The sequence below is a fragment of the uncultured Flavonifractor sp. genome, from assembly GCF_944383115.1.
Classification (GTDB): domain Bacteria; phylum Bacillota; class Clostridia; order Oscillospirales; family Oscillospiraceae; genus Flavonifractor.
Map to the genome: position 1 here is coordinate 1 of NZ_CALWOJ010000028.1, position 22157 is coordinate 22157.

General features: G+C 61.5%; 19 protein-coding genes and 2 pseudogenes. 8 read left to right on the plus strand and 13 right to left on the minus strand.

Going from position 1 to position 22157, the window contains the following annotated elements:
* The first annotated feature begins 7 nt into the window (after positions 1-7).
* The 3 genes from fabF to Q0K43_RS04870 all read left to right on the plus strand — a co-directional run bounded on the left by fabF (position 8) and on the right by Q0K43_RS04870 (position 2201).
* Positions 8-1249, plus strand: coding sequence for a beta-ketoacyl-ACP synthase II (gene fabF / locus Q0K43_RS04860; protein WP_297289452.1), 1242 nt, complete (start codon positions 8-10; stop codon positions 1247-1249).
* A 3-nt stretch (positions 1250-1252) separates the two neighbouring features.
* Positions 1253-1687: a 3-hydroxyacyl-ACP dehydratase FabZ gene (fabZ, locus tag Q0K43_RS04865; RefSeq protein ID WP_087331107.1), complete on the plus strand. Its 435-nt coding sequence runs from the start codon at positions 1253-1255 to the stop codon at positions 1685-1687.
* Positions 1688-1748: 61 nt separating this feature from the next.
* On the plus strand, positions 1749-2201 hold the full coding sequence (locus Q0K43_RS04870) for a MarR family transcriptional regulator (RefSeq protein WP_297289437.1): 453 nt from the start codon (positions 1749-1751) through the stop codon (positions 2199-2201).
* 42 nt (positions 2202-2243) lie between these two features.
* On the opposite strand, the gene Q0K43_RS04875 is transcribed toward Q0K43_RS04870, so the two are convergent.
* The 6 genes and pseudogenes from Q0K43_RS04875 to Q0K43_RS04900 form a co-directional block, all read right to left on the minus strand.
* The gene (locus tag Q0K43_RS04875; RefSeq protein ID WP_087189043.1) at positions 2244-2447 is read right to left on the minus strand and encodes a PTS ascorbate transporter subunit IIC; all 204 of its coding nucleotides are present in this window, start codon (positions 2445-2447) and stop codon (positions 2244-2246) included.
* A 1-nt stretch (position 2448) separates the two neighbouring features.
* On the minus strand, positions 2449-3459 hold the full coding sequence (locus tag Q0K43_RS04880) for an SPFH domain-containing protein (protein ID WP_297289438.1): 1011 nt from the start codon (positions 3457-3459) through the stop codon (positions 2449-2451).
* A 110-nt stretch (positions 3460-3569) separates the two neighbouring features.
* Complete coding sequence (locus tag Q0K43_RS04885) at positions 3570-5492, minus strand: S-layer homology domain-containing protein (protein ID WP_297289439.1); 1923 nt, start codon at positions 5490-5492, stop codon at positions 3570-3572.
* A gap of 100 nt (positions 5493-5592) precedes the next feature.
* Positions 5593-6558, minus strand: a pseudogene (locus Q0K43_RS04890) (ABC transporter permease); the annotation flags it as partial.
* Between the two features lie 11 nt (positions 6559-6569).
* Positions 6570-7301 (minus strand): ABC transporter ATP-binding protein, encoded by a 732-nt coding sequence (locus Q0K43_RS04895; RefSeq protein WP_297289440.1) that lies wholly within the window; start codon positions 7299-7301, stop codon positions 6570-6572.
* A 10-nt stretch (positions 7302-7311) separates the two neighbouring features.
* Entirely contained in the window at positions 7312-9117 is a 1806-nt protein-coding gene (locus tag Q0K43_RS04900) for an efflux RND transporter periplasmic adaptor subunit (protein ID WP_297289441.1), read from the minus strand.
* A 206-nt stretch (positions 9118-9323) separates the two neighbouring features.
* On the opposite strand from Q0K43_RS04900, the pseudogene Q0K43_RS04905 reads away from it, so the two are divergent.
* From Q0K43_RS04905 to rsmA, 3 genes and pseudogenes are all read left to right on the plus strand, one after another.
* Positions 9324-9823, plus strand: a pseudogene (locus Q0K43_RS04905) (response regulator transcription factor).
* Positions 9820-11076 (plus strand): sensor histidine kinase, encoded by a 1257-nt coding sequence (locus Q0K43_RS04910; RefSeq protein WP_297289442.1) that lies wholly within the window; start codon positions 9820-9822, stop codon positions 11074-11076. Before Q0K43_RS04905 ends, Q0K43_RS04910 begins: the two are co-directional and overlap by 4 nt.
* Positions 11077-11134: 58 nt before the next feature.
* The gene (gene rsmA / locus Q0K43_RS04915; protein ID WP_297289443.1) at positions 11135-11998 is read left to right on the plus strand and encodes a 16S rRNA (adenine(1518)-N(6)/adenine(1519)-N(6))-dimethyltransferase RsmA; all 864 of its coding nucleotides are present in this window, start codon (positions 11135-11137) and stop codon (positions 11996-11998) included.
* Between the two features lie 101 nt (positions 11999-12099).
* Here rsmA and Q0K43_RS04920 read toward each other — a convergent pair whose 3' ends face one another.
* Positions 12100-13131, minus strand: a complete 1032-nt coding sequence (locus Q0K43_RS04920) for an LCP family protein (RefSeq protein ID WP_297289444.1) — start codon at positions 13129-13131, stop codon at positions 12100-12102.
* 113 nt (positions 13132-13244) lie between these two features.
* Entirely contained in the window at positions 13245-14060 is an 816-nt protein-coding gene (locus Q0K43_RS04925) for a C40 family peptidase (RefSeq protein ID WP_297289445.1), read from the minus strand.
* A 106-nt stretch (positions 14061-14166) separates the two neighbouring features.
* Here Q0K43_RS04925 and Q0K43_RS04930 point away from each other — a divergent pair, with 106 nt between their 5' ends.
* Positions 14167-15147, plus strand: coding sequence for a helix-turn-helix transcriptional regulator (locus Q0K43_RS04930; RefSeq protein ID WP_297289446.1), 981 nt, complete (start codon positions 14167-14169; stop codon positions 15145-15147).
* Here the strand turns inward: Q0K43_RS04930 and Q0K43_RS04935 are convergent.
* The gene (locus tag Q0K43_RS04935; protein ID WP_297289447.1) at positions 15144-15476 is read right to left on the minus strand and encodes an arsenate reductase family protein; all 333 of its coding nucleotides are present in this window, start codon (positions 15474-15476) and stop codon (positions 15144-15146) included. The two genes, Q0K43_RS04930 and Q0K43_RS04935, sit on opposite strands and share 4 nt — an antisense overlap.
* A gap of 3 nt (positions 15477-15479) precedes the next feature.
* Entirely contained in the window at positions 15480-15701 is a 222-nt protein-coding gene (locus tag Q0K43_RS04940; RefSeq protein WP_297289448.1) for a DUF1653 domain-containing protein, read from the minus strand.
* Positions 15702-16039: 338 nt separating this feature from the next.
* Here Q0K43_RS04940 and Q0K43_RS04945 point away from each other — a divergent pair, with 338 nt between their 5' ends.
* Positions 16040-17698 carry a ribonuclease J gene (locus Q0K43_RS04945; protein ID WP_297289449.1) on the plus strand — a complete coding sequence of 553 codons (1659 nt, stop codon included), beginning with the start codon at positions 16040-16042 and terminating at the stop codon, positions 17696-17698.
* Positions 17699-18393: 695 nt separating this feature from the next.
* Here Q0K43_RS04945 and eno read toward each other — a convergent pair.
* From eno to tpiA, 3 genes are all read right to left on the minus strand, one after another.
* On the minus strand, positions 18394-19695 hold the full coding sequence (gene eno / locus Q0K43_RS04950) for a phosphopyruvate hydratase (RefSeq protein ID WP_297289450.1): 1302 nt from the start codon (positions 19693-19695) through the stop codon (positions 18394-18396).
* Between the two features lie 127 nt (positions 19696-19822).
* On the minus strand, positions 19823-21343 hold the full coding sequence (gpmI, locus tag Q0K43_RS04955) for a 2,3-bisphosphoglycerate-independent phosphoglycerate mutase (protein ID WP_297289451.1): 1521 nt from the start codon (positions 21341-21343) through the stop codon (positions 19823-19825).
* 34 nt (positions 21344-21377) lie between these two features.
* Positions 21378-22151 (minus strand): triose-phosphate isomerase, encoded by a 774-nt coding sequence (tpiA, locus tag Q0K43_RS04960; RefSeq protein WP_297289453.1) that lies wholly within the window; start codon positions 22149-22151, stop codon positions 21378-21380.
* Positions 22152-22157 lie beyond the last annotated feature (6 nt).

Genomic DNA, 22157 nt, shown 5'->3' on the forward strand with positions numbered 1-22157 from the left:
ATCAACTATGGAAAAACGCAGAGTCGTCATTACCGGCATGGGGACCGTGAATCCCCTGGGCCACAACGTGGCCGACACCTGGCAGGCCGTCCGTAACGGCGTGTGCGGCATCGCCCCCATCACCCAGTACGACGCCGCCCCCCAGAAGGTCCATCTGGCCGCCGAGGTGAAGGACTGGGACCCCACCTCCGTACTGGACAAGAAGGAAGTGCGCCACATGGCCCGCTACGCCCAGCTGGCTATGGCCTCCGCCAAGGAGGCGGTGGCCGACAGCGGCCTGGATCTGGAGTCCATCGACCGCACCCGCTGCGGCGTCATCGTCTCCAGCGGCATCGGCGGCATCGGCAACACCGAGGCCGAGCAGACCCGCTGCTCCGAGAAGGGCTTTGACCGGGCCTCTCCCTTCTACATCCCCTCCACCATCGCCAACATGGGCGCCGGTCTCATTGCCATCGCCTTCGGCTTCCAGGGTATGTGTACCTGCCCCGTCACCGCCTGCGCCGGCGGCTCCAACGCCGTGGGCGACGCCTTCCGCCACATCCGGGACGGCTATGCCGAGGTGATGCTGTGCGGCGGCGCCGAGTCCGCCATCACCCCCCTGTCCATCGGCGGCTTCACCACCATGCGGGCCCTCCATGTGGGGGACGACCCCAACCGGGCCTCCATCCCCTTTGACGCCCAGCGTTCCGGCTTTGTGATGGGCGAGGGCGCCGGCATCCTGGTGCTGGAGGAGTACGAACACGCCAAGGCCCGTGGGGCCAAGGTATACGCCGAGGTGGTGGGCTACGGCGCCACCTGCGACGCCTACCACATGACCGCCCCCGCCCCCCACGGGGAGGGCGGCGCCCGGGCTATGGCCCAGGCTCTGGCCGACGGCGGCGTGGCCCCCGAGCAGGTGGGCTACATCAACGCCCACGGCACCTCCACCCCCCTGAACGACTCCGGCGAGACCGACGCCATCAAGACGGTGTTCGGCGACCACGCCTACCAGCTGGCGGTCAGCTCCACCAAGTCCATGACCGGCCATATGCTGGGTGCCGCCGGTGCGGTGGAGGCCATCTTCTCCGCCCTCACCCTGAAGGAGGGCTACCTGCCCGCCACCATCCACTATCAGGAGCCCGACCCGGCCTGCGACCTGGACTATGTGCCCAACCAGGGCCGGAATGCCGACGTCCAGTACGCCCTGTCCAACTCCCTGGGCTTTGGCGGTCACAACGCCTGCGTGCTGTTCAAGAAGTGGGAGGGTTAAGTCATGGAACTCAATTCCAATCAGATCGCGGAGATCCTGCCCCACCGCTACCCCTTCGCCCTGGTGGATCGCATCGTGGACGGCGAGGCGGGCAAGTGGGCCAAGGGCATCAAGTGCGTCAGCGTCAACGAGCCCTTCTTCCAGGGCCACTTCCCCCAGTACCACGTCATGCCCGGCGTCCTCATTCTGGAGGCCCTGGCCCAGGTGGGCGCGGTAGCCCTACTCTCCCTGCCGGAGAACCGGGGCAAGATCGCCTTCTTCGGCGGCATCAAGAACGCCCGCTTCCGCCGCCAGGTCACTCCCGGCGACGTGCTGGAGCTGGAATGTACCCTCACCAAGCAAAAAGGGCCGGTGGGCATCGGGGAGGCCAAGGCCACCGTCAACGGGCAGGTGGCGGCCACGGCGGAGCTGACCTTTGCCCTGGGCAAAGATTCCTGATTGCCCTCTCCTCCGCCGTTTGTTATAATGAAAAAAAGACCGAAAATGCGGAGGCAGGGGTATGCTGGAAGAGAAATTTGAAATCGTGTATACAAAATTTAAACTTCACTTTTATCAGGAGATCTTCGAGCGGTTCCAGAACCGGGAGGCCAGCCTGACTACGGTGGAGACCTTCGCTATGGAGACCATCCAGGCCCTGGGGTCCCCCACCATCAACGAATTTGCCTCCTTCATGCGGATCTCCCCGCCCAACGCGGCCTACAAGATCAACAGCCTCATCCGCAAGGGCTACGTTCAGAAGATCCAGTCGGAGCATGACAAGCGGGAGTACCACCTGCAGGTGACCCAGAAGTACAAGGACTACTACAACGTCAGTAGCGACTATGTCCATGTGGTCACCGAGCGGATGCGGGAGCGATTCACCCCCGACGAGTGCGCCAAGCTGGAGGAGATGCTCTCCATCATCAGCAAGGAGCTGATGCCGGAGGTCAGCCTGGGTTCCGCTGAGGCCTGAGAAACAAAAGAGGACGTGCTGCATGGCAGCACGTCCTCTTTTTCATTCGATATCCAGTTCCGGCGGCACGTCGATCTCATCGGACACATATTTCCCGTTTTTCTTCCGCTGCCGGACGCACTCGGTGAGCAGATACTCGATCTGCCCGTTCACCGAGCGGAAGTCGTCCTCCGCCCAGGCCGCGATGGCGGCATACAGCTTGGGAGACAGACGCAGAGGCACCTGCTTCTTACCGTCGCCCGCCATATCAGTACAGGCTGCCGGAGTTGACCACCGGCTGGGCGTCCCGGTTGCCGCAAAGTACCACCAGCAGGTTGGACACCATGGCGGCCTTCCGCTCCTCGTCCAGTTCCACCACCTGCTTCTCGCTGAGCCGCTCCAGGGCCATCTCCACCATGCCCACAGCCCCGTCCACGATCATCTTCCGGGCATCGATGATGGCGGAGGCCTGCTGCCGCTGGAGCATCACCGCGGCGATCTCGGGGGCATAGGCCAGGTAGGTGATGCGGGCCTCGATGATCTCCAGCCCGGCCTGGGCCACCTTGCTCTGGATCTCATCCTTGATGCGGGAGGCCACCACCTCGCTGGAGCCCCGCAGGCTGCCCTCGTCGGCGATGCCGTCGCCGGTGGTGTCCACGTTGGGGGCCACGTCGTAGGGGTAGATCCGCACGATGTTCCGCAGGGCGCTGTCGCACTGGAGGGACAGGTACTCCTTGTAGTTGTCCACGTCGAACACCGCCTTGGCGGTGTCCACCACCCGCCACATGACGGCGATGCCGATCTCCACCGGGTTGCCCAAGCAGTCGTTGATTTTCTGGCGGTTGTTGTTCAGGGTCATGATCTTGAGGGAGATCTTCTTGCCGCCCGCCTGGGCCTCCGCCTTCTTCTCCGCCTTGCTGCCGCCGTCCACGTCGCCGCTCTGGTTCAGCCTGGTCTGGGCCGCCGGGTTCACCCCGGAGCAGAAGGGGTTGACGTAGTAGAAACCCTCCCCCTTCAAAGTACCCACATACTTGCCGAACAGGGTGAGTACCAGGGCCTCCTGGGGCTTGAGTACCTTCAAACCGCACAGGAAGATCCAGCCCAGGGATGCCCAGACGATGCTCACGATCAAAATGACGATTGCCGCCACATCCATGCCGCCGGTCTCATCCTGGACGGCGGCCCACACGATGCCCACCACCGCCAGCACATACAGGGCCAGAATGAGTACCAGCATGGGCATACCCTTTTTCTTGCCGGTCAAAATCTTCTCTTTCATAAGAACGCCTCCCGTTCTCTTTTTGATATCAAAATAATATCACTCAAATATCAGTTTGTCAAGGGGAGTCATAAAAAAGAGCGGGCCGTTTTCGGCACGCTCTTTTCCTGTTATTCGGTTGCAAGTACCCGAACCACGGCGTCTACCCCCAGGGTACCGCTGTAGTACACGGTAAAGGTATCGCTGTAGGCTCGGGCCTGGGACAGGGTGACCCACTGCTCGGTATCGCTGTTATAGCCCTCTGCGGTGTCGCTGATGGGTACCCGTACCCCGTCGATCACCACCGCATCCAGGCTGTCAAAGGCGCTCTGATCCACCCCCTCCGCCTGGCTGAGGGTAACAACGGACACCGCCTTTCCCTCGGAGGATACCGCGATGCCCCCTATGTCTCCGGTACGCCCGGACTGGCCGGTGATATATTCCTGGGTGGTACCGTCGCCGTTTTCCACGCGCACGGTACGGTTGGTGTAGGTCATGCCGCCGCTGCCCTCCGTCCTGCTGCCCATAGTAAGCAGGCCATAGGTGTAGGCGTTCCCCGTCACGTCATCCAGCAGCAGCACACTGACAAGGCCATTGCTGTCGGTGGCGTAGAAATCAATGTCAGAGGCCTTCACGGTGGCGATCTGAATATCCTCCAGGTCGATCTCCGTGACCACGCTGGTCCCAGCCCGCTCGTAAATCCGCACGTTATCTGCCAGAGGGATGGAGCCCAGGGTTTTTTCCGACACATTGAGATCCAGGCTGCTGCCGCCGGACACCTGGGATACCGACAGCTTACCCACACCGCTGGAGGTGACCTTCACCAGGTCCCCCGCACCGGCGGAACCGCTGACCGTACCCTTGGCGGTGAGACCGCAGGTCAGCTCCACCTGTCCCTCCCCCAGGACCCCGTACAGGGCGGTCTGCCCGCCCGCGGCGGCGGAGATCACCGCCCCGTCCCCGTCCAGGGTGACGGTGATCTTATCCCCCACCGCAAAGGCGCTCAGGCTGCTGACGGCGCTCTCCTCCACCTCCAGCTCCATCCCCAGCAGGGTGATGGTGTCGGGGGTGGCGGTGTTGGGGCTGGCCGACTCATAGTAGCCCGTGAGGGTCACGCCCTCATAGGTCGTCTTCTCTGTGGCCGCCACCAGCTCCAGATTGCCCGACTGGTTGTAGTAGAGGGTCAGCTGGGGGCAGTCGGCCAGATCGTACCAGCAGTTCCCAAAGGTGGTCAGGGTATCCCCCACCACCACCGGCGTGGTGCTGCTGACGGCATAACTGCTATTGATCCGGTTGGCGGTGACACTCTCCGGGATGAGGGTATAGCGCACCGTGTCGTCGGGCAGAAAACCGCTCACCCGTCCGCTCTGGTCCAGCAGCAGGGTACCCCGGCTGCCCGCCAGGCCCTCCAGCTCCGCCGCCGGCTCATACCAGGACAGGTTCTGGTTGGCGTACACCTCCACCATGCCCTCGGTTCCATCGCCGCTCTGGGCGTCGGCATCCAGCAGGACGGCGTTTTCCACCTTGGAGGCGCACAGGTTGTCAATGTAGTCCTTGCCGATGCTGTCGCTCTGGCCCAGCAGGGCGTAGAGCATCAGGGCCGCCTCACCCCGGGTCAGGGCGTGATCCGGGTCATCGGATACCCCCTCCAATAGCCCCAACCGCTCTCCCAGGACCATGTAGTCCTCCGGCCAGAAGGGTCCCACCTGGTCGGTGGTATAGCCCAGCAGGCGCAGCACTACCGTCACCGCCTGGCCCACCGTTACCGGGTCGTCGGGGCCGAAGGTACCGTTGCCGTAGCCGGACACCAGGCCCTCCTCACAGGCCAGGTTGATGTAGGAGGCCGCCCAGTGGCTTCCCGCCACGTCGGAAAAGAGGGTGCGGTAGGCGCTGCCGCTTACCTGATCCCCGTGGCCCTCGGCCAGCACCGCCAGCTTGCAGAACTGGGCCCGGGTCAGCCCCTGATCCGGGTAGTAGTTGCCGTCGGAGCCGCCGGAGACGATGCCCAGGCCGGACAGCACCTCCACCGCCAGGGCGGTGTCGGCTTCGCTCACGTCGGGGAAGGAGGCCGCCCGGGAAGAGGATCAAATCGTACATGGCCTTGCCCAAAATCAGGCTCAGGCCGTAGCCCAACAAAATGCCGATAACGCCGCCCATGCCGCTGAGGATGGCGGCTTCCACCAGAAACTGGCCGATAATCTCCCCCCGGGGCGCGCCGATAGACTTTTTAATGCCGATCTCCCGGGTACGCTCGGTGACGGTGACCAGCATGATGTTCATGATGCCGATGCCGCCCACCAGCAGGGCAATACCGGCAATGCCACCCAACACCACGCTCATGGAGATCATCTCCTCGGTGGACTCGGTCATGGCGGCGTTGCCGTTCTCCAGTTCATACTCCCCCACGGTGGAGGAGATGGTGTCGGCCAGAAAGACCTCCAGGTTTGCCATGACGGCGTCCATGTTGTCCGACTTATCCACCTTCACCGTAAAGGAGGTGAGATAATCGGTCTGGAGCATGGCCCGGTCCAGGGAATAGGGAATCACCGCCATATCGTCCATGGCCCCCTCGGTACCCCCGTCCTTCTGGTAGTAGGTACCCACCACGGTAAAGGGCTCGCCCCCCAGATACACCGTCTCCCCAATTGGGTCGGCGTACTGGAACAGGCTGTCCGCCACATAGGACCCCAGTACGCATACCCGGTTGCGCTGTTCAATATCAAAGGCGTTGATATCCCGGCCGCTCTTCAGGGTGTAGTTATTGCACACAGCGTACTCGTCGCTGCCCAGATATACGGTACTGCTGTCCAGGGTGGTAGTGCGGTATTTCATGGGCAATGAGGTGGACAGGTCGGGGCTCACCTCCTCCACCATGTCGCTCAGTTCCTGATCGCAGTAGTCGTACAAGGCGCTCATCACATCCACGCTGCGGCTGGTATCATACCAGGTCACAGTGACATTGACCTTGTTGACGCCCAGCTTCTCATAGTAGGCGGTGATGTCGGCGTTATAGCCGGAAACCAGGGCCACCAGCACCAGCACGGCGGTGACGCCGATGATGATACCCAGCATGGTGAGGAAGGAGCGGCCCTTTTTCTCCCGGATAGAGTCCAGGGCCATAATCAGTGCGTTCACGGCGTCACCCCCATCGCAGGGGCGTTTATATCCATCAGCACCCCATCCCACAGGCTATCGTGGACGATTTTCCCGTCCATCACCCGGACAGTGCGGTGGGCCTGGGCGGCAATGCCGGTATCATGGGTGATGAGGATCACGGTGGTACCCTGGCGGTTCAGGGCCTTCATCAGTTCCAGCACCTGGGCTTCCGTCCGGGAGTCCAGCGCGCCGGTGGGTTCGTCGGCCATCAGGATGGGGGAACGGGCGGCAATGGCCCGGGCGATGGCCACCCGCTGCTGCTGGCCGCCGGAGAGCTGGCTGGGGCGGCTGTCCGCCTTGACGGCGATCTCCACCTGCTCCAGGGCCTCCATGGCCCGCTGTTTTCGCTGGGCCAGCGGCACCTTCTGATAGAGCAGAGGCAGGGCTACATTCTGCCACACGTTGAGGGAGAGGATCAGGTTATACCCCTGAAAAATGAAGGCGATCTGCCGGGAGCGGATCTGCTCCAGTTCCCGCCGGGTACAGCCGCTGACCGGCACCCCGTCCAGGTAATACTCCCCTGCGGTAGGCACATCCAGGCAGCCCAGAATATTCATCATGGTGGACTTGCCCGAACCGGAGGTTCCGATGATGGCCACAAATTCCCCCTGGTTGATCTCCAGGGTCACCCCATCCAGGGCGTTGACCTGGTTCTCCTGGCCCTGGGCATATATCTTAGACACGTTGTCCAGTCGGATCAGACTCATATCGCGCCTCCTAGCCTCTGGGGCCGCCGCCCATGCCGCCGCCCATATTGCCGCCGGGCATCATGCCTCCGCCCTGCTCCATACCACCGGGCCGGCCGCCGGAGAAGTCGCCCATGCCCTCAAAGCCCTGCTCCTCACCGTTCTGGCTGGTGGTATCGCCGCCGGAGGGGGCTGCCTGCTGATAGCGGGTGAATACCTCCACCCCCTCCTCCACGCCAGAGAGAATGCGGACATACTGGCTGTTGGACACCCCGGTCTCCACCGGCACGGCGTAGAAGCCGTCGGGCACCACGCCCTCCTCCAGATCCACCGCGTTGTCCGGTTTGGTATCCGCCTTCACAAAGAGGCAGGTCCCCTCCGTGGTACTCTGAAGCGCGGCGATGGGGGCCAGAACCCCCTCCGACTCATCCCCCACGGTGATGGTGTAGGACACGTTGACGCCGGCGGACAGGGCGCCTTCGCTGGGGATGGTGATGGTGATGGGGAAGTAGGCCACGCCGTTGGTATTGGTGGCCTCATAGCTGATGGCGGTCACCGTGCCGGTGTAATGGGTGTCGCTCTCCGCCCCGGACTGGGTGATGTCCACCTCCATGCCCATGGTGATGTTGTCGATGTCCAGCTCATCGATGTTGGCGGTGATAGTCATGGCGTCCAGATTATAGAGCGTCACCGCCGTCTGGCCCGCCTGCCGGGGGGATTCCCCCTCCTGTACGCCCACCATGATGATCTTGCCGTCCATCTCCGCCGTCACCTGGTAGTCTGCGCGCTTCTCCTCCGCCTCGGAGATCTTCTCCTGGGTCTGGGTGATCTTCTCCTGGGTCTGGGTGATGCTCCGCTGGGTGGTCTCCACCTGATCCTCCAGGTCGGAGCCGTCGATGACAAACAGAGTAGCCCCCGCCGTCACCGTCTCATAGTCGTCCACGTTGACAGCCGTCAGCTTGCCGCTCTCCGGCGCGGTGATGTCCTCGCTGGCGTAGTATTCCAGGGTCCCCTCCACAGCCGGGTAGAGCTTCTCCCCGCTGCCGGTGAGCAGATAGCCCGCGCCGGTCATGCCCTCGGTAAGGGCCCCCGGATTATCCACCGTCACCGTCACCGCAAAGCAGCGGGTGCCCTCGGCGGTGACCCGGTCCACCTTCTTGATCTCGGTAACCGTGCCGTTCAGGGTAGTCATGAGGCTGGCAATGGATACCCCCGCCTTCATACCCACATAGACCTGATCCTCATAGGCGTAGCTGAAATACTGGGTGAGGGTCATCTTGCTGTCGTCCACCAGGGTGGCTAGTTTTGTACCCGATCCCACACTGTCCCCCGCCCGGGCGGTCACGTCGGTGATCCGGCCGTAGAAGGAGGCGGTCACTGTCAGATCGGCCAGCCGCTGGTTCAGTTCGGACAGCTGGTCGCCGGCGTCGGACAGGGTGTTCTGCAGCTCGGTCAGTTCATCCTGATAGCCCTCGATTTCCTCGTCCAGCTCGGAATCGTCCTGGGTATAGAGCAGATCGCCCGCCGCCACCGTGTCGCCGGCGGATACATAGACCCCGGTGATCTCCGTTGTAGAGGCCGTGGTATAAGTAACGCTGTCGGCAGGCATGGTGGTTCCGGTGCCTTCAATGACTGTGGACAGGCTGCCGTAGGTGGTGGTCTCGGTCAAAGCGATCCTGGTCTCGCCCTGAAAGAAAAGGATCTTGATCCCAAAAGCACCGCCTACGACTACCGCAGCCGCCACAACCAAGGCCACAATTCGTTTGATGGGCAGCTTCCGCCGGGTCTTTTGGGGGATCTGAGGGGTCTCCTGGGTCATGATTTCTGCACATTCCATGGTGGGTCCTCCCGTCTGTTCCGGATTCCGGGCCAGTATAGTGTCTCAAGCTGAAATTAGCCTGAAGGATTGGCACCTGGAATTGTTAACACTCTGTAAATCCTTTTTTTCTTCCTGTTTTTTATAATGGTTTCAGATAAATTTCAGGATAGAACGGTATCCTTTGCTCAGCAACTACGCACACCAAACAGGAAAGGATCTTACCTATGAGAGTTTTGATTGTGGAAGACGAGCGCCGGCTGGCGGAGGCTCTGGGCCAGATCATGATGGAGCAGCGTTACCAGGCCGACGTGGTGTACGACGGGGCCGACGGGCTGGATTACGGCCTGACAGGCCAGTATGACGTGATCGTGTTGGACGTGATGCTGCCAAAGCTGGACGGCTTTGAGGTGGCCAGCCGGCTGCGTCACGCCCATGTGTCCACATCCTGGACTTATCCACCCGCTGCCTGCGGCGGGGAGACAAGTCGGTGCGGCTGGGCTTCAAGGAATTTGACGTGCTGCGGCAGCTGATGGCCCACCCCCGGGCCGTGGTACCCAAGGAGGATATTATCGCCCGGGTGTGGGGTCTGGAGTCGGAGGCCGAGGATAACAATGTGGAGGTGTACATCTCCTTCCTGCGGAAAAAGCTCACCTTTCTGGAATCCAACGTGAGCATCGGCACCGTCCGCAAGGTGGGCTACTACCTGGAGGTCCCCGTCTCATGATCCGGCGGCTGCGGTGGAAGTTTATCCTCATCAACCTGCTGCTGGTAGGGCTGGTGCTGACGGTGGTCTTTGTCCTGCTGCTCTCCTCCAACGCCCGGCGGCTGGCGGAACAGGGTACCGCCGCCCTCCATATGGCGCTGAACCGGGATGCCGACGAGCTGCCACCCCGGTTTGAGATCGGTTCACCTCCGGAGCAGGGCGACAGATATGGAAACTCCAATGCTTCCATGATCCCCGTCTTTTCCGTCACCGTGGAAGATGGGACGGTGGTGTCCATCAACGACGGCGGCCATGTGGACGTGTCGGAGGAGACCGCTGCCCAGGCCGCCCAAGAGGCCACGGATTCAGGACAGAACAGCGGCGTACTCTCCAGCCTGGGCCTGCGTTTTCTAATGGAGGAGAAGCCCGACGGCACCATCCGCATCGCCTTTGCCGACTTGTCCTGGGAGCGCAGCATCCTGCGTACCCTTTTCCTCACCTGTCTACTCATCTGGCTGCTGGCCATGGCCGCCTTCTTCTTCGTGAGCCTGTTTCTGGCCTCCCTGGCCCTGCGGCCGGTGGAAAAGACCTGGAAGCAGCAGCGCCAATTTATCGCAGACGCCTCCCATGAACTGAAAACACCGTTGACCGTGATTCTGGCCAACACCGGCATCGTGCTGGCCCATCCGTCGGACACGGTGGACAGCCAGTCCAAGTGGCTGGACTACACCCAGGAGGAGGCCCGGCAGATGAAGGGGCTGGTGGAGGACCTGCTCTTCCTGGCCAAGTCGGACGACGCCCGGCTGGCCACCCATCCCACCCAGGTTGACCTGAGCCAATTGGTACAAGGCTGTCTGCTCCCCTTCGAGCCGGTGGCCTTTGAGGCCGGTGTGGCCCTGGAATCCCGCATTGATCCCGGCCTGACTGTGACAGGCGACGAGGCCCAGCTGCGGCGGCTGGTGCGCATCCTGCTGGACAACGCGGTGAAGTACGCGGGCGCCGACGCCCCCGCTGTCACGGTTACCCTCACCCGGCAGCAGGACAAGCTGCGCCTCACCGTCCACAACACCGGCGCGCCTATCCCGCCGGAACACCTGCCCCACCTGTTTGAGCGGTTCTACCGGGCGGATGCCGCCCGGGATCGCTCCCAGGGGGGCTATGGATTGGGGCTGGCCATCGCCAGGAGCATCACCGAGACCCACCGCGGAAAAATCACGGTAACCAGCGCCGCCGGCGCCGGTACCACCTTCACTGTATTGCTACCCCGGCGGTAGGCTTGTATTTTATGTTATTTTCCCGTATACTGGTGTCAGTATGTGTACGAGGTGGATTATGGATCTCTGCAACAGCAACGACATCAAGGCCCTGCTGGGCCGCCACGGCTTTCGCTTTTCCAAGAGCATGGGCCAGAATTTCCTCATTCAGGGCTGGGTACCCCGGGATATTGCCGATTCCTCCGGCGCCGACCAGACCTGCGGCGTGCTGGAGATCGGCCCGGGCATCGGGCCTCTCACCGTCCAGCTGGCCCAGCGGGCGGGCAAAGTGGCCGCTGTGGAACTGGATCGGGACCTGCTGCCCATCCTGGCGGAGACCCTCTCCCCCTTCGACAATGTGACGGTCATCCCCGGAGACGCCATGAAGCTGGATCTGGCCGCCCTGGCGGCAGAGCAGTTTCCCGGCCTCACCCCGGTAGCCTGCGCCAACCTGCCCTACAACATCACCACCCCCGTCATTACCGCCCTCATTGAGGCGGGCTGCTTTGCCTCCATCACGGTGATGATCCAGCGGGAGGTGGCCAAGCGGATCTGCGCCGCGCCCGGTACCGCGGATTACGGCGCCTTCTCCCTGTTCTGTCAGTATTACACCACGCCGGAATACCTCTTTGAGGTGCCCCCGGAGTGCTTCCTGCCCGCCCCCAAGGTGACCTCGGCGGTGATCCGTCTGGTACCCCGCGCCCAACCGGCGCAGACCCTGGCCAGCGAGAAGCTGTTCTTCCAGGTGGTGCGCGCCTCCTTCGCCCAGCGCCGCAAGACCCTGCTCAACGGCCTGTCCGCCGCTTTCGGCGACCGGCTGGACAAGGATCAGCTGCGGCAGGCCATTGCCGACGCCGGGCTGCCCGAGGCCGTCCGGGGCGAGCGTCTGGGTATCCCGGAATTTGCCGGACTGGCCGCTCAGCTGGAAAAACGCCTTGGCTGAGGCCTTGAAACAGACGAAAACCCGGCCGCGCATATGGCGCGACCGGGTTCCTGTTTGTGCGGAGGACCCGCTGCCGTTGGCAGCAGCCCCTCCCATGTACGTTACTCATATTGGAAAATATTCATATCTTCCAAGGTCAGATCCTCATTGTAGGGGTTGATCAGCTGGTTGACGGTCTCCAGCGTCTCCTCGGGGTAGAGCTGATAGCAGTATTGCCCCCAGCCGGGGTAGTAGGTGTTGCCGTTTCCGGTGAGGGTGGCGCTGGTCATGCCGGACTCGAAATCGAAGCCCAGGGCGGGCTGGGCAAACCACAGCATCTCGCCGAACTCCAGGTTGGTATTCACATACTCCAGGAAGATCTCGATATAGCGATTGATCTTCTGGGGATTGGACAGGGCCTTTTTCAGAATGGTGGCGATAAGCTGCTGCTGGGTCCTGGTGCGTCCGATGTCATTGTCCGGGTAAGCCGAGTAGATATTGTGGGGATAGACGCCCGGGCCGTCGGAGTTTTTCCGGCATCGGGCCACGTTGAGGACATCCTGCCCGTCCAGGTGCTGGAGGCCCGGCTCGTAGTGGATGTGCAGATCCTGGGCCGGATCGTCGTAGGCCATATGGACGGGCACGTTGAACTCAATGCCGCCCAATTCATCCACCAGCTCCTTGAATCCATCCATATTGACCCCCACATAGAAGTCGATGGGGATACCCAGCATATCGGAAACGGTGTCCCGCAGGGTCTCGATCCCCTTCTGGTAGACCGCGTTCAGCTTGCCGCTCTCCACCAGGGTATCTCTGGGGATAGACACCATGCCCACTGTCTGCTCCACCGTATCGTAAGTACACACGATCATGGTATCGGCATTGCTGCCCACCTGATCCTTGGCCACCAGCAGGAAGGTATAGGTATAGGGCCTCCGCTGCCGTCCTGTGGTGGGCTCGGCACTGGTCCCCGGCTGGGCAGGTTCCGGCGTGGGTTCCGCCGCCATCTCCGGCTCCTTGGCCAGCAGCTTGTACACGCAGAACAGCGTCACGATCAAGGCGGATATCACCACCAGAACGCCATAAAGGAACTTTGCCGCCCGCCGTGCCGGCGAGGTACGGCGGCGCCGTTTTTTCTGATGTGTCTGGGCCACTGAGGCGCGCCCCTTTCTCCAATCGCATTATGTCAACAAACATAAATCAGTATAGAGGAGAAACCGCCATCTGGCAAGGGGCTGGCGCAAAATTTTATGAAGTTGTTATTTTCTCACCCCAGGGGAAACACCGTGCCCGCCGTCAGCAGCTTTTCCCGCAGGTCCGCCCGGTAGTCCGGGTGGTCCGGGTCCAGGCTGTTGATGACCACTCCGTCGCTGCCCGCCCGGGCGGTGGAGTGGATATACCGGCCCTCCCCCAGGTAGAGGGCGATATGGCCCGGAAAGTAGAGCAGATCTGCCGGCCTGCACTGCTCCAGCGGAATGGGACGGGCAGGATAGCCGGGTACGATCCTGGCGTCCCGATACAGGAGTACGCCGCTGAAAAACCAGGCCATGAAGGTAAGCCCCGAGCAGTCGATGCCTAGGGGGGACTTCCCGCCCCAGCGGTACTGTACCCCCAGATAGCTTTTTGCCCGCTCCACCACTCTGGCCCGGAGCTGTTCTTCCGGCAAATCCCCGGGCTGCCCATAATAATTCTCCAGAAAACTACCTTTTGTATAGCCGTTTCGCCCGTCGGGTAATTCCACCCGCCGCCAACCCTCCGGGGCCTGCCCCTCCCGGACCGTGGGCAGGCTGCCCCGGGGCAGGGTGGTCAGCACCGGCCGCTCCACCTCCGGCCCGGCCAGCACGTCGGCAAAGGAGGCGGTCACCACCATCCGCTCCCCAAGGGGTCGTTCCGCCGCCGGGGCCAGTCCCTCCCGCCTTACCCAGCCGGTATAGCCGTAGTGGGTGCGTATCCGCCACCAGTCGCCCCGCACCTCCTCCGGCCCGGACACCGGCCAACCCAACAGGATCTCATCCACCCGCTGGGCGCCTTCCTCCGGCGCCTCAAACAGCGGGCAAAGGGGCGTTGCTGCAACATACATCATATGCCCTCGCATTTCCCGATGATTTGTGGTATGCTAAATGTACCGTTTATAGGACAGTATATCAAATAAGATGAAAAGAAGCACGGTAAAAAAGGGGGTCTCTTTCATGCCGAAAAGTGCCAATCAAAAGCTGAAACTGCTGTGTCTGTGCAAACTTCTGTGGGAGTGTACCGACGAGGAGCATACCCTTACCGTTCCTGAGATCATTGCCCGTCTGGAGGCCTGGGATATCAAGGCCGAGCGCAAGAGTATCTATACAGACATGGAAGCCCTGCGTCAGTTCGGCCTGGATGTGCAGTGCCGGAAGGGCCGGGCGCCCGGCTGGTTTTTGGGGGAGCGTTCCTTCCAGCTGCCTGAGCTGAAGCTGCTGGTGGACGCGGTGCAGTCCTCCCGCTTCATCACCCAGCGGAAAAGCAATCAGCTGATCCGGAAACTGGAGTCCCAGGCCAGCGTCCACCAGGCCCGCCAGCTCCAGCGGCAGGTCTATGTGGATCGGCGGGTCAAAACCATGAACGAGAGCATCTATTACACCATTGATAAGCTCCACAGCGCGATTGCAAACCGGAAAACCGTGACCTTCCTCTACTTTGAGTATAATGTCCGCAAGGAAAAGGTCTTTCGCCACGACGGACGGCGGTATACCGTCTCCCCCGCCGGTCTGATCTGGGACAATGAGAATTACTATCTGGCGGGATATGACCATCGCTCCAATGAGCTGCGCCACTACCGGGTGGACAAGATGGCCGATCTGGCGGTGACCTGCCTGCCGTTGACAGGGGTACCGGATCAGTTTGATATGGCAGCTTATGCGGAAAAACACTTCGGTATGTTTTCCGGCCAGGAGGGCCAGGTCACCCTGCGCTGCCGCAACAGTCTGGTGGGGGTGGTACTGGACCGCTTCGGAATGGAAGCCATTCTGGTGCCCGACGGGGAAACCCACTTCACCGTCACGGTCGCCGCCGTGGTCAGCCCTCAGTTTCTGGGCTGGCTCTTCGGCCTGGGAGATGGGGTGCAGCTGCTCCGGCCCGCATGGGCGGTGGAGCAGCTGCGTGATCAGCTATCCGCGGTGGCCGGGTTGTACAGTTAGCTCCAGCTCTCCCACACCTCCGGGCAGTAGCCCACCGTGGCCTGCTTGCCGTTGCGGACAATGGGGGTCTTGAGCAGCTTCGGATTGTCCAGCAGCTTGTCCAGCTTGTGGTTATCGTAGGCCAGGTAGTTGAGCAGGGCGGCGTCCGGATGCTTCTGGTCAATCAGGTTGTCCAGCCCCACGGCGTTCACCACGCTTTTCAGCTCCCCGGCGCTCATGCCGTACTTGCCCAGGTCCACAGCCTGGAACTTGATACGCCGTTCCTTGAACCACCGCTCGGCTTTTTTGGTATCAAAGCACTTGCTCTTTCCAAAAATTTGAATATTCATGATTTACGCTCCTATGTAGACAAATCTGGGGCCGTGATAGCCGTCCCGCTCCACCGTCTCATTCCACATGGCCGCCGGCCGCACCCAGATCCCCCGCTCCCCATAAAGGGCCTGATAAACCACCATAGGTTCCAGGGTCTCGGAGTGGCGGGCCACATAGAGCAGCTGATACTCATTGCCCTTAAAGTGCCGGTAGCGGCCGGGACGCAGTTGGACGTTATCCATGATGCTCCCCCTTCCTTCCATTGTGTTGCCGGTATTGTACCATATCCACGCTTTCCGGGCAACTGAGGGGCAGGCCCCAAAATAATGGTATACTTTTCCCCTGTTGTGTGGTATACTATTAGTGCTGATTTGGCTTTATGCGCAGAATTGCGCTTTGAATAAGGCAAGGACACAGACTGGATACAGGCGCCAGGCGGTGCATGGCCGTTCCCTTTTTCCGGCGAGGCAGGGCCGGAAAGAGCGGAATACCACCGCTTTTCTTTTGTGCGCCCAGATCCCTGTCGTGTCCACGAAATAACCTACTTAAAATGGATATGAAGGAGCGTGCCAATACTTTTATGGCTGAAAAATTAAAAATCATTTCTCTGGGCGGTCTCAACGAGATTGGGAAGAACCTGACCGTATATGAGTACGGCGGAGATATGATCATCGTGGATGTGGGCATGGGGTTCCCCGACGACGACATGTACGGCATCGACGTGGTCATTCCCGACTTTTCCTACCTCATTAAGAACAAGGACCGCATCCGGGGCATTTTCCTGACCCACGGGCATGAGGATCACATCGGTTCCATCCCCTACCTTCTGCGGGATGTGAACGTGCCCATCTATGCCACCCGGATGACCGCCGGTCTGGTGAAGCTGAAGCTGGAGGAACACCGCCTGGTCAACAAGACAAAGCTCATCACCTGTGAGGCGGGAGAAACGGTGAAGGCCGGCAAGTTCACGGTGGAATTCATCCATGTGAACCATTCCATTGCCGACGCCTGCGGCTTTGCCATCAAGTGCGCCGTAGGCACCGTCATCCACACCGGCGACTTCAAGATCGACCCCACCCCCATTCAGGGCGGTATGATGGATTTGGGCCGTCTGGGGCAGTTGGGCAAGGAGGGTGTGCTGGCTTTGCTGGCAGACTCCACCAACGTGGAGCGTCCCGGCTTTACCAAGAGTGAGCGCAGCGTGGGCGATTCTTTTGACGCCCTCTTCCGGGGCTGCGAGCAGCGCATCATCGTCACCACCTTTGCCTCCAATGTGGATCGCATCCAGCAGATCATCGACGTAGCCGCCCGGTACGGCCGCAAGGTGGCGGTTACCGGCCGCTCGATGGAGAACGCCATGAAGGTGTCCACCGAGCTGGGCTATATGAGCATTCCCGACGGGGTGTTGGTGGATCTGGCCCACATCAAGAGCCTGCCCAAAAACAAGATCTGTATCATCACCACCGGCAGCCAGGGCGAGACCATGTCCGCCCTCACCCGCATGGCTTTCAACACCCACCGACAGGTGGATATCCAGGCCGGCGACCGGGTGATCCTCTCCGCCTCCGCCATCCCCGGCAACGAGCATGCCATCGGCAATGTGATCAACGAGCTTTACCGCAAGGACGCCGAGGTGGTGAACGAGCGGGAACGTGCCCTCCATGTGTCCGGCCATGCCTGCCAGGAGGAGCTGAAGATCATCCACGCCCTGGTCAAGCCCAAATTCTTTATTCCCGTCCACGGCGAGCAGCGGATGCTCAAAACCCACGCCAAGCTGGCCCAGCAGATGGGTATGCCGGCCAAAAACATCATCATCAGCGATATCGGCAAGGTGATTGAACTGACCCCCAACTCCGCCAAGATCAACGGTACCGTGCCCGCCGGCCGGGTATTTGTGGACGGCTACGGCGTTGGCGACGTGGGCAGCGTGGTGCTGCGGGACCGCAAGCACCTGGCCGAGGACGGTATGATCGTGGTGGTGGTCTCCATGTCCGGCGAGGACGGTTCTGTGGTGTCCGGCCCCGACATCATCACCCGCGGTTTCGTCTATGTGAAGGAGTCGGAGGGGCTGATGGAGGAACTGCGAAAAGTGGCCATTACCGCCCTGGAGAATTGTCAGCGGGACAGTCTCACCGACTGGGCCGCCATCAAATCGGAGATCAAAAACGCCGTCTCCAGCTTCCTGTATAAAAAGACCAAACGCAACCCCATGATCCTCCCGGTCATCATGGAGGTCTGATGTCAAACAGTAAAAGCGGCTGCCGCATCTGCGGCAGCCGCTTTTATATGCCCTTCCTGTAGGAGCCGATACCCTCATCGGCCCGCTATTCTTGTCGCAATATTTACGATAGAAAGGGGCCGCTGCCATTGGCAGCGGCCCCTTGCGCTTGTCTTCTGTTGTCACGCTTCGCGCCCTCCGCGACGGCACACTGCTCACCGCTGCGCAAAAAACACCTTTGGCCTGCGGCCAAACTGCTTTTTTGTCTCCGCGGCTCGCTGTGCGCCTGCTCCCGGGCGCTCAGCGCTTCTCCTCTTGTCACGCTTCGCCTGTTCGCGACGAGCGGCTTCCCTCCGACTCGGGCTCAAAACAGGTCTGCTTGCGCAGCCCTTCGGTTTCTCGCCCTCGCTCCGGTCCATCCGCGCTGCTCACGACGGCTCAGCGCTTCCAATTACTTCAGGTTGAAGAAAGCGTCCTTGCCCAGGTACTGAGCCACATCGCCCAGCAATCCCACAGAAAGCTGTAGCTTTCTGCGGGGGCCCAAATTGATTTTACTTGCTCGGGGCAAATGAATTGCCCCTGCGCCAAGGTTTTGGGCAAGCCCAAAACGCTTGTACGGCGCAAAGCGCCGCCCCATCTTTGATGGGGTGGAGGAGCCGGGCGATACAAAAACGGGGCCGCTGCCATTGGCAGCGGCCCCTTGCGCTTGTCGAAACTTACTTCAGGTTGAAGAAAGCGTCCTTGCCCAGGTACTGAGCCACATCGCCCAGCTCCTCCTCGATGCGGAGCAGCTGGTTGTACTTGGCAACGCGGTCGGTGCGGCTGGGAGCGCCGGTCTTGATCTGGCCGGCGTTCAGAGCCACAGCGATGTCGGCAATGGTGGCGTCCTCGGTCTCGCCGGAGCGGTGAGACACGATGGCGGTGTAGCCGGCGCGGTTGGCCATCTGGATAGCGTCCAGAGTCTCGGTCAGGGTGCCGATCTGGTTGACCTTGATCAGGATGGAGTTGGCAACCTTCTTCTCAATGCCGGTAGCCAGACGGGTGACGTTGGTGACGAACAGGTCGTCGCCCACCAGCTGCACCTTGTCGCCGATGGCCTTGGTCAGCATAGCCCAGCCTTCCCAGTCGGTCTCGGCCATGCCGTCCTCCAGGGAGATGATGGGGTAGGTCTCCACGAACTTCTTCCACATATTGACCAGCTGCTGCTGAGTCATCTTCTTGCCGGACTTGGGCTGGATATAGCACTTCTCTTCCTCGTTCCACCACTCGGAAGAAGCGGCGTCGATGGCGATCATGAAGTCCTCGCCGGGCTTGAAGCCGGCCTCCTCGATGGCCTTCACGATGACCTTCAGAGCGTCCTCGTCCTTCTTCAGGTTGGGGGCGTAGCCGCCCTCGTCGCCCACGCCGGCGGCGGGGGTGCCGTTCTCCTTCAGGGTCTTTTTCAGCTGGTGGAACACCTCGGCGCACATGCGCAGGGCCTCACGGAAGCAGCAGGCGCCCACGGGCATGATCATGAACTCCTGGATCTCCACGTTGTTGGTGGCGTGAGCGCCGCCGTTGAGGATGTTCATCATGGGCACGGGCAGAACCTTGGCGTTGACGCCGCCAATGTAGTTGTACAGGGAGGTGCCCAGGCTCTCGGCAGCGGCCTTGGCGCAGGCCAGGGAGGCGCCCAGAATGGCGTTGGCGCCCAGCTTGGTCTTGTTGGGGGTGCCGTCCAGAGCAATGAGGGCCTTGTCGATGGCGGTCTGATCCAGGACATTCATGCCCACCAGGCACTCGGCGATCTCGGTGTTCACGTTCTTCACAGCGGTCAGAACGCCCTTGCCCAGGTAGCGATTCTTGTCGCCGTCCCGCAGCTCGCAGGCCTCATAGATGCCGGTGGAAGCGCCGGAGGGTACAGCAGCGCGGCCCACGGTGCCGTCTTCCAGATAAACCTCAACCTCAACGGTGGGGTTGCCGCGGCTGTCCAGGATCTCACGGCCCAGCACGTCAACGATCTCGATGATCTGCTTCATGGTAAAAAACTCCTTTCGTATTGGCGGCGGGGGATTCCCCGCCATAGAGGGGAATTGAATTGTGGGGGGCAGGCATGCCGCCTGCCAAAGCAATATTTGGTACGGCGGAAGTCCGCCGGGTACCGCTTTAGTTGAGGATCAGCGTCTCCCCGTCCATTTCGGCCGGTTTCTCCAGACCCATCAGATCCAGCATGGTGGGGGCGATGTCGGCCAGGCGGCCGTCCCGCAGCTTCACGTCGGCGCCCACAATGTAGAAGGGCACCAGATTGGTGGTGTGGGCGGTGTAGGGGGTGACCCCGTCGTCGTCCAGCATCCGGTCGGCGTTGCCGTGGTCGGCAGTGATAAGGGTGACGCCGCCCATCTTGGTGGTAGCCTCCACCACCTTGCCCACGCCCTCGTCCACAGCTTCCACAGCCTTCACAGCGGCATCAAACACACCGGTGTGACCCACCATGTCGCAGTTGGCGAAGTTGAGGATGATGACGTCGTACTTGCCGCTCTCAATGCGCTTGACGGCCTCCTCGGTGACCTCGGGGGCGCTCATCTCGGGCTGCAGGTCGTAGGTAGCCACCTTGGGGGAGGGGATCAGGCACCGATCCTCACCGGGGAAGACCTGCTCGGCGCCGCCGTTGAAGAAGAAGGTCACATGGGCGTACTTCTCGGTCTCGGCGATGCGCAGCTGGGTGTAGCCCTGGCGGGCGATATACTCACCGAAGATGTTGACCAGCTCACGGTGAGGGAAGGCGATCAGCACATTGGGCATGGTGGCGTCATACTCGGTGGTGCAGACGTAGGTGACGGGGAAATAGCCCTTCTTCCGCTCCACGTCGGTGAAGGCGGGGTCCACAAAGCAGCGGGTAATCTCCCGGGCCCGGTCAGGGCGGAAGTTCATGAAGATGATGGAGTCGCCCTCCTTCACCTTGCCCTCCTTGGTACATACCACGGGCTCCACGAACTCGTCGGTGATCCCGGCGTCATAGGACTTCTGCACGGCGTCCACCGGATCGGGATTCTCAGTCCCCACGCCCAGCGTGATGGCGTCATAGGCCCGCTGGAGGCGGTCCCAACGCTTATCCCGGTCCATGGCGTAGAAGCGTCCCATAACGGTGGCCACCTTGCCTACGCCCAGCTCCTTGCACTTGTTTACCAGCTGCTCCACATACTCCTTGCCGGAGGCGGGGGGTACGTCGCGGCCGTCCAGGAAACAGTGGACGAATACCTGATCCAGTCCCCGTTTCTTGGCCATCTCCAGCAGGGCGAAGATGTGGGTGATGTGGCTGTGGACGCCGCCGTCGGACAGCAGGCCGAAGACGTGCAGCGCGCCGTCCCGCTCCTTGCAGTCGTCCATGGCCTCAATATAGGCCTCATTCTCAAAGAAGGTGCCGTCCTGAATGGACTTGGTGATCCGGGGCAGATCCTGGAACACCACCCGGCCCGCGCCGATGTTGGTGTGACCCACCTCGGAATTGCCCATCTGCCCCTCAGGCAGGCCCACGTCCATGCCGGAGGCCGCCAGCTTGCAGCCGGGGTTCTCGGCAAAGATCTTGTCCAGGTTGGGGGTACGGGCGGCGGCAATGGCGTTGCCGGTCTTGTCGCCCCGCAGGCCAAAACCGTCCATGATAATGAGGGTAGTCGGTGTTTTACTCATAGTTTACCTCTGTTCTCTACACAAAAGCGGGGGCTTATTCCTGATTAGCAGCGTTGATGATCTCCACAAAGTCGGGGGCCTTCAGGGAAGCGCCGCCGATGAGGCCGCCGTCCACGTCGGGCTGAGCCAGCAGCTCCTGGGCGTTCTTGGCGTTCATGGAGCCGCCGTACTGGATGGTGACGGAGCGGGCCACACGGGCGCCGTACAGCTTGCGGATCACAGTGCGGATGGCCTCGCAGACTTCGTTGGCCTGCTCGGCGGTGGCGGTCTTGCCGGTGCCGATGGCCCAGATGGGCTCGTAGGCAATGACCACATGGCGCATCTTGTCGGCGGGCACGCCGGACAGGGCGGCCTTCACCTGGTAGGAGATCAGATCCATGGTGACACCCAGCTCACGCTGCTCCAGGCTCTCGCCCACGCACACGATGGGGTACAGGCCGGCCTCCAGGGCGGCGTGGACCTTCTTGTTGACGGTGAAGTCGGTCTCATTGTAGTACTGACGGCGCTCGGAGTGGCCGATGATGACGTACTTCACGCCGATCTCCTTGAGCATCTCAGGAGAAACCTCGCCGGTGAAGGCGCCGTGGGACTCATAGTGGCAGGTCTCGGCACCGATGGCCACCCGGCTCTCCTTGAAGAGGCGCACGGCGGCCTGGAGGTTCACGGAGGGCACGCACAGCACCACCTCGCACCACTTGGGCTTGCCGATGAGGGGCTTGAGTTCCTCAGCAAAGGCGCGGGTCTCGGAGAGGGTCTTGTTCATCTTCCAGTTGCCGGCAATGATGGTCTTACGATATCTTCTGTTCATGGGTAA